13 protein-coding genes are annotated in these 13,316 nt (G+C 31.4%); 7 read left to right on the top strand and 6 right to left on the bottom strand.

What is annotated here, in order from left to right:
* Nucleotides 1-25 precede the first annotated feature (25 nt).
* The 3 genes from asnS (at nucleotide 26) to BTO06_RS18300 (ending at nucleotide 3,618) form a co-directional block, all read left to right on the top strand.
* Nucleotides 26-1,468: an asparagine--tRNA ligase gene (gene asnS, locus BTO06_RS00665; protein ID WP_100923469.1), complete on the top strand. Its 1,443-nt coding sequence runs from the start codon at nucleotides 26-28 to the stop codon at nucleotides 1,466-1,468.
* Nucleotides 1,469-1,552: 84 nt separating this feature from the next.
* Nucleotides 1,553-3,016, top strand: coding sequence for an RNA polymerase factor sigma-54 (gene rpoN, locus BTO06_RS00660; RefSeq protein ID WP_100923468.1), 1,464 nt, complete (start codon nucleotides 1,553-1,555; stop codon nucleotides 3,014-3,016).
* A gap of 248 nt (nucleotides 3,017-3,264) precedes the next feature.
* Entirely contained in the window at nucleotides 3,265-3,618 is a 354-nt protein-coding gene (locus BTO06_RS18300; protein WP_157811676.1) for a hypothetical protein, read from the top strand.
* Here BTO06_RS18300 and BTO06_RS00650 read toward each other — a convergent pair.
* The 6 genes from BTO06_RS00650 to BTO06_RS00625 all read right to left on the bottom strand — a co-directional run bounded on the left by BTO06_RS00650 (nucleotide 3,613) and on the right by BTO06_RS00625 (nucleotide 7,911).
* Complete coding sequence (locus BTO06_RS00650) at nucleotides 3,613-4,275, bottom strand: porin family protein (protein ID WP_100923466.1); 663 nt, start codon at nucleotides 4,273-4,275, stop codon at nucleotides 3,613-3,615. The genes BTO06_RS18300 and BTO06_RS00650 overlap by 6 nt on opposite strands.
* Nucleotides 4,276-4,348: 73 nt before the next feature.
* Nucleotides 4,349-4,822 carry an ExbD/TolR family protein gene (locus tag BTO06_RS00645; RefSeq protein ID WP_100923465.1) on the bottom strand — a complete coding sequence of 158 codons (474 nt, stop codon included), beginning with the start codon at nucleotides 4,820-4,822 and terminating at the stop codon, nucleotides 4,349-4,351.
* Nucleotides 4,823-4,844: 22 nt separating this feature from the next.
* A complete protein-coding gene (locus BTO06_RS00640) occupies nucleotides 4,845-5,477 on the bottom strand; it encodes an ExbD/TolR family protein (RefSeq protein ID WP_100923464.1) in 633 nt (210 codons plus the stop codon).
* Between the two features lie 6 nt (nucleotides 5,478-5,483).
* Complete coding sequence (locus tag BTO06_RS00635) at nucleotides 5,484-5,921, bottom strand: hypothetical protein (protein ID WP_100923463.1); 438 nt, start codon at nucleotides 5,919-5,921, stop codon at nucleotides 5,484-5,486.
* 8 nt (nucleotides 5,922-5,929) lie between these two features.
* Entirely contained in the window at nucleotides 5,930-6,643 is a 714-nt protein-coding gene (locus BTO06_RS00630) for a MotA/TolQ/ExbB proton channel family protein (protein ID WP_100923462.1), read from the bottom strand.
* Between the two features lie 227 nt (nucleotides 6,644-6,870).
* Nucleotides 6,871-7,911: an asparaginase gene (locus BTO06_RS00625; protein WP_100926678.1), complete on the bottom strand. Its 1,041-nt coding sequence runs from the start codon at nucleotides 7,909-7,911 to the stop codon at nucleotides 6,871-6,873.
* A gap of 95 nt (nucleotides 7,912-8,006) precedes the next feature.
* Between BTO06_RS00625 and BTO06_RS00620 the strand changes: the two genes are divergently transcribed.
* From BTO06_RS00620 to BTO06_RS00605, 4 genes are all read left to right on the top strand, one after another.
* Nucleotides 8,007-8,705 carry a zinc metallopeptidase gene (locus tag BTO06_RS00620; protein WP_100923461.1) on the top strand — a complete coding sequence of 233 codons (699 nt, stop codon included), beginning with the start codon at nucleotides 8,007-8,009 and terminating at the stop codon, nucleotides 8,703-8,705.
* 688 nt (nucleotides 8,706-9,393) lie between these two features.
* Entirely contained in the window at nucleotides 9,394-11,766 is a 2,373-nt protein-coding gene (locus BTO06_RS00615) for a TonB-dependent receptor domain-containing protein (protein WP_198517117.1), read from the top strand.
* Nucleotides 11,735-12,334, top strand: coding sequence for a hypothetical protein (locus BTO06_RS00610; protein ID WP_100923460.1), 600 nt, complete (start codon nucleotides 11,735-11,737; stop codon nucleotides 12,332-12,334). Before BTO06_RS00615 ends, BTO06_RS00610 begins: the two co-directional genes overlap by 32 nt.
* Nucleotides 12,309-13,310: a sensor histidine kinase gene (locus BTO06_RS00605; protein WP_100923459.1), complete on the top strand. Its 1,002-nt coding sequence runs from the start codon at nucleotides 12,309-12,311 to the stop codon at nucleotides 13,308-13,310. The genes BTO06_RS00610 and BTO06_RS00605 overlap by 26 nt, the downstream gene beginning before the upstream one ends.
* Nucleotides 13,311-13,316 lie beyond the last annotated feature (6 nt).

Here is a 13,316-nt window from a genome sequence, read left to right as displayed (position 1 = left end):
TTTGTCCCTCAATTTTTTAAAGAATATGAAAACAAGTAGCGTAAAAGAATTATTAGCTTCAGAAAAACTTCTGCAAGAAGTAAATGTTAAAGGTTGGGTAAAGGCGTTTAGAAGTAATCGTTTTATTCAATTAAATGATGGTTCTACTATTAATAATATTCAATGTGTTGTAGATTTCGAAAATACAAATGAAGACTTATTAAAGAGAATTACTATTGGCGCTGCTATTTCTGTAAATGGAACTTTAATTGAAAGTCAAGGTAAAGGTCAATCAGTCGAAGTACAAGTAACAAATGTCGAGATTTTAGGAGATGCAGATCCAGATGAGGTTTCAAAAACAATTTTACAGCCTAGGAAACACTCATTGGAATTTTTACGACAACAAGCGCACTTACGAGTAAGAACAAATACCTTTGGCGCAGTTATGAGAGTTCGTTCTGCCCTTTCATTTGCTGTACATCAGTACTTCCAACATAACGGATTTTACTATGTAAATACTCCTATTATTACTGGATCGGATGCTGAAGGTGCAGGCGAGATGTTTAAAGTTACTAACTTTGAAGCCAATAAAGCTCCATTGAATGAAGAAGGAGAAATCGATTATACACAAGACTTCTTTGGTAAGCAAACGAACTTAACAGTATCTGGACAACTAGAAGCTGAAACCTATGCAATGGGACTTGGTAAAGTGTATACTTTCGGACCAACTTTTAGAGCAGAAAACTCAAATACAAGACGTCACTTAGCTGAATTTTGGATGATTGAACCTGAAGTTGCATTTAATGATTTGGATGCTAACATGGATTTGTCTGAAGATTTCATTAAGTACGTTTTACAGTATGTTTTAGATAATTGTAAGGATGATCTGGCTTTCTTAGAAAACAGATTGATTCAAGAAGAGAAGACTAAGCCTCAAGCAGAAAGAAGTGAAATGTCTTTAATTGACAAAATTAAATTTGTTGTTGACAATAACTTTAAAAGAGTATCATACACAGAAGCAATTGATATTTTACGCAATAGTAAACCTAACAAGAAGAAAAAATTCCAATACATAATTAACGAATGGGGAGCTGATTTACAATCTGAGCACGAACGTTATTTAGTTGAAAAGCATTTTAAATGTCCTGTAATTTTATTTGATTACCCAGCAAAAATTAAGGCTTTCTACATGCGTTTGAATGATGATGGTAAAACAGTAAGAGCAATGGATGTTTTATTCCCTGGAATTGGAGAAATGGTTGGTGGATCGCAAAGAGAGGAACGTTTAGATGTTTTGAAAGAGAAAATGGCCGCTTTAGGAATTGAAGAAGAAGAATTATGGTGGTATCTAGATACGCGTAAATTCGGAACTGCTGTTCACTCTGGATTTGGATTAGGTTTTGAGCGTTTAGTATTGTTTACAACAGGAATGGGTAATATTAGAGATGTAATTCCTTTTCCAAGAACACCACAAAATGCAGAATTCTAAAAAGAATATTAAAATACGTCAAGATATCGCCATTCCTAATAAGAATGGCGATTTTATTTTTTCGAAAATCATATATTTGTAACTATGTTAAAACAAAGTTTACATCAAAAATTACTTCAAAAACTGTCTCCTCAACAAATTCAGTTAATGAAATTGATTCAATTACCTACACAAGCATTTGAAGAAAGATTAAAGCAAGAAATTGAGGAGAATCCAGCATTAGACACTGGAAAAGAAGAAAGTGATAGTTTTGAAGATGATTTTGCCAACGATATTGATTATGATGACTCTGGGAATGAAAAAATTGATGCGGAAGATATCAATATCGATGAATATTTAAGCGACGATGAATATCCTAGTTACAAAACTCAAGCTAACAATTATTCTGCCGATGATGAAGAAAAACAGGTTCCTTATGCTGCAGGAACAACCTTTCATCAATCTTTAAAAAATCAATTGAATACTTTCAGAATTAACGAAGAGGAAAAAGCTGTAGCCGAATTTTTGGTTGGAAGCATCGATGAAAGTGGATATATACGAAGAGAAATTATTGATTTAATTGATGATTTAGCTTTTACTCAAAACGTATTCACCTCAGAAGAGAAAGTTGAATATGTACTTAAAGATGTTGTTCAAAAGCTAGATCCCATTGGAGTTGGCGCAAGAGATTTAAAGGAATGTTTAATAATTCAATTAAAATCAAAATCTGAAACAAAAAGTAGAGTTTTAGCCATAAGAGTTTTAGAAACAGCATTTGACCATTTTGTAAAGAAGCATTACAAAAAGCTACTTGATAAATTTGATATTTCAGAAGAAGAATTAAAAGAGGCGAACGCTGAAATTGCGAAATTAAACCCTAAACCAGGAAGTTCATATGCTGGAAATAACAAAATTGCGGAGCAGATTGTTCCTGATTTTACAATAAGAATTATTGAAGGGAAATTAGAGTTGACCTTAAACTCTAGAAATGCTCCAGAACTACATGTTTCTAGAGAGTATAATAACATGCTTAAAGGTTATCAAGACGCAAAGGATAAAACAAAATCTCAAAAAGATGCAGTTTTATTTATTAAACAAAAACTTGACGCCGCTAAGTGGTTTATCGACGCGATAAAACAACGGCAACAAACGTTATTGGTTACGATGAACGCAATTATGCACTATCAGTATGATTATTTTTTAACTGGTGATGAACGTAAGTTAAAACCAATGATTTTAAAAGATATCGCCGATACTATTAACATGGATGTATCGACTGTTTCTCGTGTGGCCAATAGTAAATACGTTTCCACTCCTTACGGTACAAAGTTAATTAAAGAGTTCTTCTCAGAATCAATGAAAAACGATCAAGGTGAAGATGTTTCAACAAGAGAAATAAAGAAAATATTAGAAACAGTAATTGCTGAGGAGAATAAAAAGAAACCTTTAACAGATGAAAAATTATCAGGAATATTAAAGGAAAAAGGCTATCCTATTGCACGTCGCACTGTAGCAAAATACAGAGAGCAGTTAGACATTCCTGTAGCAAGACTCAGAAAAGAAATATAATGATGCGCTGGCACAAATTCTTATCTACAATACTGCATCCTATCGTAATGCCAACCATAGGTATATTATTGTATTTCTTGCTCTCACCTTTTTCGATAAGTTTTCCAGAGCAACTATACTTTCTAACATTCGTTTTCAGCTTAACTTATGTAGTTCCTGCTGTATTACTTATCACACTAAAATTAACGCGTCAGATAAGCTCAATAAACCTTCCAACAATAAGGGAAAGAAAAATTCCATTGTTTATAATGATGTGTCTATTTCTATTTCTAGCCAGTTACTTTAGTAATTTTAGAAATGTTCAAGATTTATCATACCTCTTTTATGGTACTTTATTGGGTTTAATTGGAGTTTACTTGATTTTCGCAATGGGAATTAAAACAAGTATACACTTACTTTCCATGGGGAGTGCTGTTGGTTATTTTATAGTTTTTCAACTTATTTATAATGTTTCCGTCATACCTTTAATCTTAATTCTTATTTTACTTTCAGGGCTTCTTGCTTCTTCAAGATTACATTTGAAAGCACACACACCTAAAGAAGTTTATTTAGGATTTCTGTTAGGAATTTTTACCCAACTGATATCCTACTATATGTTATAACAGATAAAATATAAGACCAAATTTTGTGATTTTACTACTCACATTAACTCCATTAATTGCGGCATTTTTATACATTGAATTTAATCCATAATAAAGGTAAAAATTAAAAGCATCATAACCGGCAGATATTTCTAACCCTGTCTGAAACTTATTGAATATATCAATGTTAGTGAATTCTCTCAATTGAGAATCATCCTGGTATGTAAAACTATTACTCAAATTATAACTAAATTTCACACCTGTATAAACTCTCCAAAATGAATAAGTCGCTGCACTAGAAGATCTCCATCGTAACTGCAACGGAAATTCCAAACTATGGGTTTTAAATTTGTTAGAACTGATATTATCAGCAACCTGAATAGTCTTTGAATCGATGACCTGTAAATCATGATTAAAGGAACTATATCCGTAACCTAAACCAAAAGCCCCAGCTAATTTTCCACTCTTTGAAAATGGAATATCCTTAATATAACCAAAAGATAAACTATAGGAAAAACCAGTATCATCAGCAGTATCTGGTTGATTACGTAGCAAATCATACGTAATCGACATATATAATTGATCTTCCCAATATTTTTCTCCAATTCGCAAAGAATCTTTCTGTGCTAAAACGTTAAATGTTAATAAAAAAGAGGAAATAAAAAATATTCTATACATGATCCGTCAAAATCTAAAAAAAAAGAGCAATTAAATAATTGCTCTTTTTCTATATAATAAATCAAAATGAAATTTATTCACTAATAGTACTTCCCTTGTGAGTAGACAAACTTAATTTAAGAGCATTTACATCTCTTAACCTTTGTCTAATATCAGTTAAAGTACCTACACTCATTTGCTTATCAGCCTTGATCGAAGTCGTCATTCTTGGATGATTTTCTTCAGGAACATCCAACCTTGCATTTAAAATAAATGCTGGAATGTCATCTGGCGTTGCAATCTTATCGTTTAATTGGATACTGTTATACTTCTTACCATACTTATCCATCTCTTTTGCCTGTCCTACATAAATGGTAGTAACTAAACTCTTTTGCTCTAGTTTTTTTACTTCTGTTGCACTAGGTAATTGTGGACTAGTAATTTGTAAATCTGTTTCTCTCATCACGGTAGTAACCATGAAGAAGAAAAGTAACATAAAAACAATATCAGGTAAAGAGGCCGTCGAAATCGCTGGAGTCCCTTTTTTCTTTTTTCCAAATTTTGCCATATCTAATTGTTTTTATCAATAATTATTCCGTATCTGTAGGGTCTAAATCCGTAATGATTTGAGGATAAGAATTTTTAATTAACTTAACTTGAACTTCAAGATTTTCATCTTTATTTCCGCTCTTTTTGTAAGCCTCTTCTATCTCATTAAAAGATCTCTTAAATTTCTTAAGTGCTAACTCATTTCTCAGTTCAGTGTAAGCTGTTCTTAATTCATTTTGAATCTTAACATAAACCTCGTAATCCGAAGCTCTATCACTTTCAATTGAAATAATTGCTTTATTTGGATGATCGGATGAATCAGGATTTCTATCTCCCGAACAATAATCACATTCCTTACCCTTCTCTTCTCCTGGCATTGGATTTCCAACACCTCCACCATTATCTATGAACTTTTTAGCAGCCTCTTTTAGATCTTTTAACTCCATAACATCTCCATCTACAAATAGATCGTTATTTCTGTTAATGCTAATTTCAAAGATATTTCTTTCTTTAATTTTTGGTGGATCGTAATTCGCTGGAGGTTTCTCTGGTAACTTCATAGAAATACCTGAGTCAACATCCATTGTTGTAGTTACAAGGAAAAAGATAAGTAGCAAGAAGGCGATATCTGCCATCGAACCTGCATTAATTTCTGGGTTTTCTCTTCTTGCCATGATACACTATTTAATTAATCCTTTTAATAAATCGAATACGAAGAATGCTCCAGCTATCACTAACAAGAATAAACTTCCCCAAATACCAGTACTAGTTAATTTTGAAACTGAACTGTCAGCAGCTGCAATAATTTCTTTGTTAGCGTTAATTACTTGATTTGCATCTGCAATCAAATATGAAACTAAAATTACCACACCTAAACTAGCAACTCCTAATATTGCTCTCTTTAAAGCAGCAGGATTTTTCAAAAACCCTAATAATGAAGCAACAACCGCAACAACAACCGAAGCAACTAATAAAATAATTGCGAAAGTAACCATCGGTGAAGAAGCATTATCAACTGCCACAACATCTTCTGCATCTACAGCCATAATGTTCGCATAAAGACCTAAGCCTACAACTCCCATAATAGCTATAAATATTGTTAAAATTTTATTATTCATGCTAGATACTATTTTTTATATTTAGCTAATAAATCGATTAAAGAAATAGAAGCATCTTCCATGTTATTTACGATACTATCTACTTTTGAAACAATATAGTTATAAAAAATCTGTAAAATTATCGCTACAACTAAACCGAATACTGTTGTTAAAAGTGCAATTTTAATACCTCCTGCCACTACTGCTGGTGAGATATCATTTTGTACCTGAATTTTATCAAAAGCCTCAATCATACCGATTACAGTACCCATGAATCCTAACATTGGTGCAAGAGCAATAAATAAAGATAACCAAGAAATATTTTTTTCTAATAATCCCATTTGAACTCCTCCATATCCAACTACTGCTTTCTCAGCTGCATCTAAACCTTCGTCAGTTCTTTCTAATCCTTGGAAGAAGATAGAAGCTACAGGTCCTTTAGTGTTTCTACAAACTTCTTTTGCTGCTTCAACACCACCAGAACTTAATGCGTCATCAACACTAGCGATTAATTTCTTAGTGTTGGTTGTAGCCATATTTAAGTAGATAATTCTTTCGATTGCAATAGCTAAACCTAAGATTAAGGCAACTAATACAATACCCATAAACGTTGGGTCTCCTTCAATAAAACGTTGCTTTAACTCTTGGTGGAAAGTTTTTTCCGCTTCTTGTGCAAAAGTTGATTGAATAGCCCCAAAGAACATAAATCCTGTAAGAGTTAGGACATTTACTGCTTTTTTCATTTTGTTATAATTAATTTAAAAATAGTTAACGTGTTAAAATTACAAATTTCTGTATTGATAATCAGCTTGATTACCAGTGAACTACCGTCAAATATCGACATCACCTATGTAACCCCGCCAGTTTTCAGAGAGCCAAGTAACAAAAAAATGTTGGTACATTAAAAAAAATTAACGCTAATTGTTAAAAAACTTTTCCTTTTTGCCACTTTAAATTTTAAAATTCTCAATTAAATTTCCGAACTTATTTCTCCTCTTAATGGTTTCTCAAAATAATATTTAAAATCTTCCTGTGATAAATTCTCTCCAAGTAGATACATCATTTTCGCTACGGCTGTTTCTGTGGTTATATCTCTACCATTAATTATGCCAATTCGCTTTAAATCGGTACTAGTTTCATATAATCCTAAAATTACGCTTCCTCCAGCACACTGTGTTACATTTACAACTTCAACTCCTTTTTGGATAATCTCTTCAAGTAAATTAATAAACCAAGTCTCTGTCAAAGCATTTCCAGAACCATAGGTTTCTAAAATAACTCCTTTTAGGTTATCTATATTAAGTATAGCCTCAACTACTTTTTTCGTAATGCCTGGAAACAATTTTAGTATAACGATATCATCAATTAGATTCTTTCTAAAAATCAATTGATTTTCTTTTGCTTCATTTTGAAATAACAAATGATGATTGAAGTGAAGATGAACACCACTTTCAGCTAATGGCGGATAATTCATAGAAGCAAATGCTTCAAATTGTTCAGCATTAATTTTAGTTGTCCTATTAGCCCTGTAAAGCTTATATTCAAAGTAAAGACCAACCTCTCTTATTACAGGCTTATTATTTACTCTTGCACAAGCAATTTCTATAGACGTAATTAAGTTTTCTTTAGCATCTGTTCTTAAATCACCAATCGGTAATTGAGATCCAGTAAAAATTACAGGTTTTTGTAAATTCTCGAACATAAAACTAATTGCAGAAGAAGTATACGACATCGTATCTGAACCTGTAAGAACTACAAAACCATCGAAATTAATATAATTCTCTTCAATAATTTCTGCAATTTTCACGTAATACGCTGGATTCATATTAGATGAATCAATTGGAGACTCAAAAGAAATGGTTGAAATATCGCAATCTAAATGTTGTAATTCGGGAATTTTCTCTTGAATTTGATTAAAATCAAAAGCTCTTAAAGCTCCTGTTTTATAATCTTTAATCATACCGATTGTACCACCAGTATATACTAATAAAATTTTTGGTTTGTTTGCCATTTTGTCAACTTTAACCACTGTTTTCTTGAAATGGAATAATTTATGCTGTAAATTTATCAAACAAAACAAGATTTGAAAATTAATTAGATACGATTATGATAGGCTTTTATATTCTTATTGGTATTATTACATTAATAAGTGCTTCTGTAAGCAATACCTTAAAAAGTAAATTTAAAAAATACTCAAGGATTCAATTGAGTAATGGAATGAGTGGAGCTGAAATTGCTGAAAAAATGCTTTCAGATCATGGAATATATGATGTTAAAGTTATTTCAACTCCTGGAATGTTAACAGATCACTACAATCCAAAGAATAAAACCGTAAACTTAAGCGAAGCGGTATATAACCAAAGAAATGCGGCAGCAGCAGCCGTTGCAGCCCATGAAGTAGGACATGCTGTACAACATGCACAAGCTTATGAATGGTTAGAAATGAGATCGAAACTTGTTCCAATGGTAAGTATTACTTCAAGGTTTTCTCAATGGATGATTATTGGGGGAATTGGATTTGGTGCAGCTTCAGGAAACACAGGTATTGGTTTTTATATCGCTATTGCTGGATTAATATTTATGGGATTAGGAACCCTGTTTAGTTTCGTAACTCTTCCTGTTGAATACGACGCTAGTAATAGAGCATTAGCTTGGTTAGAAAATAAAAACATGGTTACTCGTAAGGAATTAGCAGGTTCAAAGGATGCGCTTAAATGGGCAGCAAGAACTTATCTAGTTGCGGCTTTAGGATCCTTAGCAATGCTAGCATACTGGGCGCTTCAAATTTTAGGAAGTAGAGATTAAAAGCCCAATGCATAGAATAACAAAAGTCTCCCCAAACGGGGGGACTTTTGTTATTACCAACTTGATTATTCTTCTATTAGTGCAAGTTATATAATGAGCACTTAGACAATCACCCTTTTATTCAATACTATTTTTAATCTTAAAAGTTTTAGTCTAGAACTATTAACACCAAAGAAAATAACTAATATGTTTGAAAAGATAAATTTTGGTCTAGTAAATCAGAATATAGAATGACAATTCGTAAATAAATATTTCTTAAATTACTAAGAGTAATTCTTCACTTAATCAAACATGAATTATGTCACCCAAATTCGATAATAATACACTTTCTAAAGAACATTAGCCTACTTCAGTTACAAGAAACTTACCATCTGTTTAGATGCTAAACATGGGAATTCGGAAAATATTATTTGGTCAATTTTTATACATTTTTTTAAAAATACTAAGCTAAGATCAAGTACTCGATACTATAAGAAAATTTTATTATCTCTAAGTAAATTAAGAAACCACTTTTCGTAAATTTTAATTGACCTTTCACATTAGAAAACCAGAAATTAAAATAATTACAGAAAAATTGTAGGATTGAAATCCTAATTCGACCGAAATTTAACCCACTTTAGCGATTTTCAATTTTCAAAAACTTTCAGCAAGTATAGTTTTGACTTGTCTTTAGAAAAATGAAAATCAAATGAAAAAAATATTAAAAAAATTACTTTTATTAATTCTAGTTAGCCTATCCTTTGCTTCGATTCTTGGGCAACATTCAATAAATGGAAAAATTATCGATAATCAAAAACTACCTATGCCATTTGCGAATGTAATCCTAAACAGTGAGAAAGAAAACAGTACCCCTAAGGGAGTTGTTTCAGACAACAACGGAAATTACAGCTTCAATAATATTCCAGAAGGAAAGTATACTATAGAAGTTTCAATGTTAGGCTTTAAAACAAAGACTTCAGACAAATTTAACCTAACCTCAAACAAAACAATCAACTTTACTTTAAAAGAAGAAAACGAATCTTTAGACGAAGTTGTTGTTAAAAGTAAAAGACCTGTTATTCGTCAAACTGCTGAAAAATTAGTTGTTGACCTTGAAAATTCAGAGATGTTAAATAATAGTTTAGAAGATGTGGTAAAAAGAATCCCTGGTGTTATTGTAACAAATAACGGAATTAACTTCGCTGGTAGATCTGATGTTAGAATACTAATTAATGGTAAAACTACAGATTATATGGATATGGATACTCTTTTACAAGATCTTCCCGCTGATAACATAGCAAAAGTAGAACTAATTGAACAACCAGGAGCTGAATTCGATGCCGAAGGAACTGGACCAATTATAAATATAATCCTGAAAAAAAATGTACGATTAGGAAATCATGGTAATGTTGGACTATGGTTAGGTGAAGATGAAGGTTTTGAGTATGGTACAAATGCATCAATAGCAAGTTATAAAAACAAATTAAATTGGCAATTAAATACAGGATATTCAGCACCGACTTGGAGAAACGATTTATTCATAACACGTACTGTTGGAGATACATTTTATGATCAAGCAACTATTGAACCCTTTGACCCTAAAAGAATATGGGTCGGTGGAAATCTTGATTACTATATAAATAATAAAAACTCTATCGGCTTTGGAACACGTTTCAATAATACAATTTCAGAAAGAATTTCAAGAAGTAATACAGATATCTCATCTACATCTTCCTTAGAAAGATTTGTTACTGAAAACACCTTTGATAGAGATAGAAATACTTTTAGCATTAATCCTTATTATGAATTCAAATCTGAAACAGATCGATTGTTTGTAGATTTCAACTACGTGGATTATAAAAACGAAAATACAAATGATATTTATGCAGTAAATGGTAACACAATCCCTTTTCCAAACCAGCGCTTTCTTCAAAATGGAAAATATAACATTAATACGTATAAAGTGGATTACACCAAAACTATCTCAAATGAATTTAAGTTAAGTTTCGGAACTAAATACTCAGATGTTGACACTGATAGTGACTTACAGTTGTTCACGGAGAATTCTTCTGGTGGTTTTGATTTTCAACCAGAGGATAGTAATCGTTTTTTAATCAATGAAAATATATTCGCACTTTACACTAAAGTTAATACTACCATTGGCGATTGGTCACTTTCAGGAGGTGTTCGCTACGAAAACAGTTATACGAAAGGAACATCAACAAACACAAATAAAACCAGAACTAGAAATATTTCTCAATTATTTCCAAGTGCATCCATAAGCAAAAAACTTACAGAATCATTGGGTGTAAATGTTGCATATAGCTATAGAATTAGAAGACCTAACTATAATAGTCTAAATTCTTTTGTTACTGTTTATGATCCTTTAACTTCTGAGATAGGAAACCCAAACTTGAAACCAGCTTTCACTAATAATTTTCAATTCAATCTGACATTTGACAGTCAACCTTTCTTTACAGTTTCTTTCAGCGAAACTAAAGACAACTTATTCTTGTTTATATCACAAGATGATGATACAGCTCAAATATCAAGAACTACAATTAACTTAGAAGATAGACAAAACTGGAATTTCCGATTATTTGCTCCGTTAAAATTTGTGGAAGGATTAGAAGGTTTTACAGGTGTTATTGTTGATTACAACAAATTTGCATCCACAGAATTAGATCCAGATTTACTATTAACGAAGTGGAACTACGGATTATACACGCAGGCTAGCTATAAACTTCCTTGGGATGTAAAAGCAGAAATGTCTAGTTATTTCGGATCTGGAGCATTAGAAGGACAAATTGATGTAGGTTGGATTGGAAACTTAAGCTTTTCTTTCGGAAAAAAATTCATGAACGACAGGTTAAAGGTAAACTTAGGAATCAATAAAGTTTTAGACCGTGGTTTTGTGGGACGCGTAAATTACGATAATATCAATGCAAACGTTGAAAGTAATGGATCAAGACAAAATGTACAACTTCGATTCACATATAATTTCGGTGCTAAGTTTGGCAAAAAGAAATCTAAGAGTAATTCTTCAAGAGATGAAGAAAATAGAATCGACAGCAATGACTAATAATTTAATAAACTATAAACCTCTTTTTGTTCTAGGATTACTTTTTGAATGTTTAGGACAAATTTTACTAGCTCAAGGAAATAAATTTGTGTATTCCTTACAACCTATAGATTTTGCTCATTGGAGCTTACTATTAGGAGTTGCTTTTCTAATACCTCAGCTTGGTCAATTTCCTAAATCGGTTTTCACGTTTATTGGAGCTCCAATTCTTCTAATTGGAATTGTATCCATTATCGGTATGTGTGTATTAGATTTCATTTGGTGGAGCCAAACAACACAAGAAATCAGAAATGAATTTGCAGGACACTTATCCCAATTTCCTTCAATTTGGAAACCGTTTATCACAACAGGACCGGGATATACAAATATTGGTTTACTACTTCTTTCATTAAATTATTTCAAAACTGAAAAAGTTGGAGTTGGACTAATAATAATTGCTACCTTGTTGATCTATTTCGGAAGTTTTATAGCGTCTAGACTAATTTACGTGTATCTAATTTCTGCAATAGGTTATGCAATTATGTTGTTTAAAAACCCAATTGATGAACACCAAAATCAACAAATCTGATGTATATATATTAGCTATATATTTCACTTTCTCTTTCATAATTCAATTTTTCGATTATTATGATAGAGGGACTTATATGGTAGATTTCATTTTTGATTTTCCAATAGAATTAATAACTACAAATGCTATCATTCTTACATATGTATTTTGGTTAATTCCAAAGTTCATTATAACTAAACAATACGCTTCTTTTACTTTTATAGGAATATTGATATTGGTGTTCTTCTCTACTATAGATTATACTGTTGGATATTGGTCGGGCAAAAACGATTGGAATAATTATCCTATAGGATTAGATTATCTATTTGAAATGATAAATATCGGTACCAATAATAGTGCCTTTCCTTTTGCCTTATTACTTACTAAAAAATTTTATGAAGGACAGACTCAGTTTTTGAAAATGGAAAAGCAACAAAAAGAAAATGAATTAAAACTTTTACGATCTCAATTAGATCCACATTTTTTGTTTAATAATTTGAACACATTAGATAGTTTAATTGATTCAGACTCAGAAAAAGCAAAAGAATATATTAATCGACTATCACTAATTTACAGATACCTCATTAAAACTAAAGATTCTGAAGTTATGGAGTTGGAAGATGAAATACAATTAGCTGAGAACTATATTTTCCTAATTCAAACTCGATTCGGAGTAGATTATCATTTTCAAATTGATAAACAATCACCTTTAACTGATAAATTTATCCCTACAGGAGCAATTCAAACATTACTTGAAAATGTTGTAAAACATAATAAACCAAACGGTAAACCAGTTAAAACTTCAATTACCATTAAAGATAGCGAGCTAACTGTAGTTAACGAGAAATCTTCTTTAAAAAACAACAAAGAATCCTTTGGAACCGGTTTAGAAAACCTAAAAACCAGATATCAATTATTATCGGATCAAGAGATTTCAGTTGTGAATACAGAAAATAAATTTGAAGTAACTATTCCTATTATTAACTTAATTGAATAAATAATA

The sequence above is a fragment of the Tenacibaculum sp. SZ-18 genome (assembly GCF_002813915.1).
In the GTDB taxonomy this organism is placed as follows: domain Bacteria; phylum Bacteroidota; class Bacteroidia; order Flavobacteriales; family Flavobacteriaceae; genus Polaribacter.
This window is presented reverse-complemented; position numbering and strand designations above follow the sequence as displayed.

Excerpts from the sequence above, each read along its gene's own strand:
- asnS (WP_100923469.1), top strand. The coding sequence starts at position 26 with ATGAAAACAAGTAGCGTAAAAGAATTATTAGCTTCAGAAAAACTTCTG.
- rpoN (WP_100923468.1), top strand. The coding sequence starts at position 1,553 with ATGTTAAAACAAAGTTTACATCAAAAATTACTTCAAAAACTGTCTCCT.
- BTO06_RS18300 (WP_157811676.1), top strand. The coding sequence starts at position 3,265 with ATGATGTGTCTATTTCTATTTCTAGCCAGTTACTTTAGTAATTTTAGA.
- BTO06_RS00650 (WP_100923466.1), bottom strand. The coding sequence starts at position 4,275 with ATGTATAGAATATTTTTTATTTCCTCTTTTTTATTAACATTTAACGTT.
- BTO06_RS00645 (WP_100923465.1), bottom strand. The coding sequence starts at position 4,822 with ATGGCAAAATTTGGAAAAAAGAAAAAAGGGACTCCAGCGATTTCGACG.
- BTO06_RS00640 (WP_100923464.1), bottom strand. The coding sequence starts at position 5,477 with ATGGCAAGAAGAGAAAACCCAGAAATTAATGCAGGTTCGATGGCAGAT.
- BTO06_RS00635 (WP_100923463.1), bottom strand. The coding sequence starts at position 5,921 with ATGAATAATAAAATTTTAACAATATTTATAGCTATTATGGGAGTTGTA.
- BTO06_RS00630 (WP_100923462.1), bottom strand. The coding sequence starts at position 6,643 with ATGAAAAAAGCAGTAAATGTCCTAACTCTTACAGGATTTATGTTCTTT.
- BTO06_RS00625 (WP_100926678.1), bottom strand. The coding sequence starts at position 7,911 with ATGGCAAACAAACCAAAAATTTTATTAGTATATACTGGTGGTACAATC.
- BTO06_RS00620 (WP_100923461.1), top strand. The coding sequence starts at position 8,007 with ATGATAGGCTTTTATATTCTTATTGGTATTATTACATTAATAAGTGCT.
- BTO06_RS00615 (WP_198517117.1), top strand. The coding sequence starts at position 9,394 with ATGAAAAAAATATTAAAAAAATTACTTTTATTAATTCTAGTTAGCCTA.
- BTO06_RS00610 (WP_100923460.1), top strand. The coding sequence starts at position 11,735 with ATGAAGAAAATAGAATCGACAGCAATGACTAATAATTTAATAAACTAT.
- BTO06_RS00605 (WP_100923459.1), top strand. The coding sequence starts at position 12,309 with ATGAACACCAAAATCAACAAATCTGATGTATATATATTAGCTATATAT.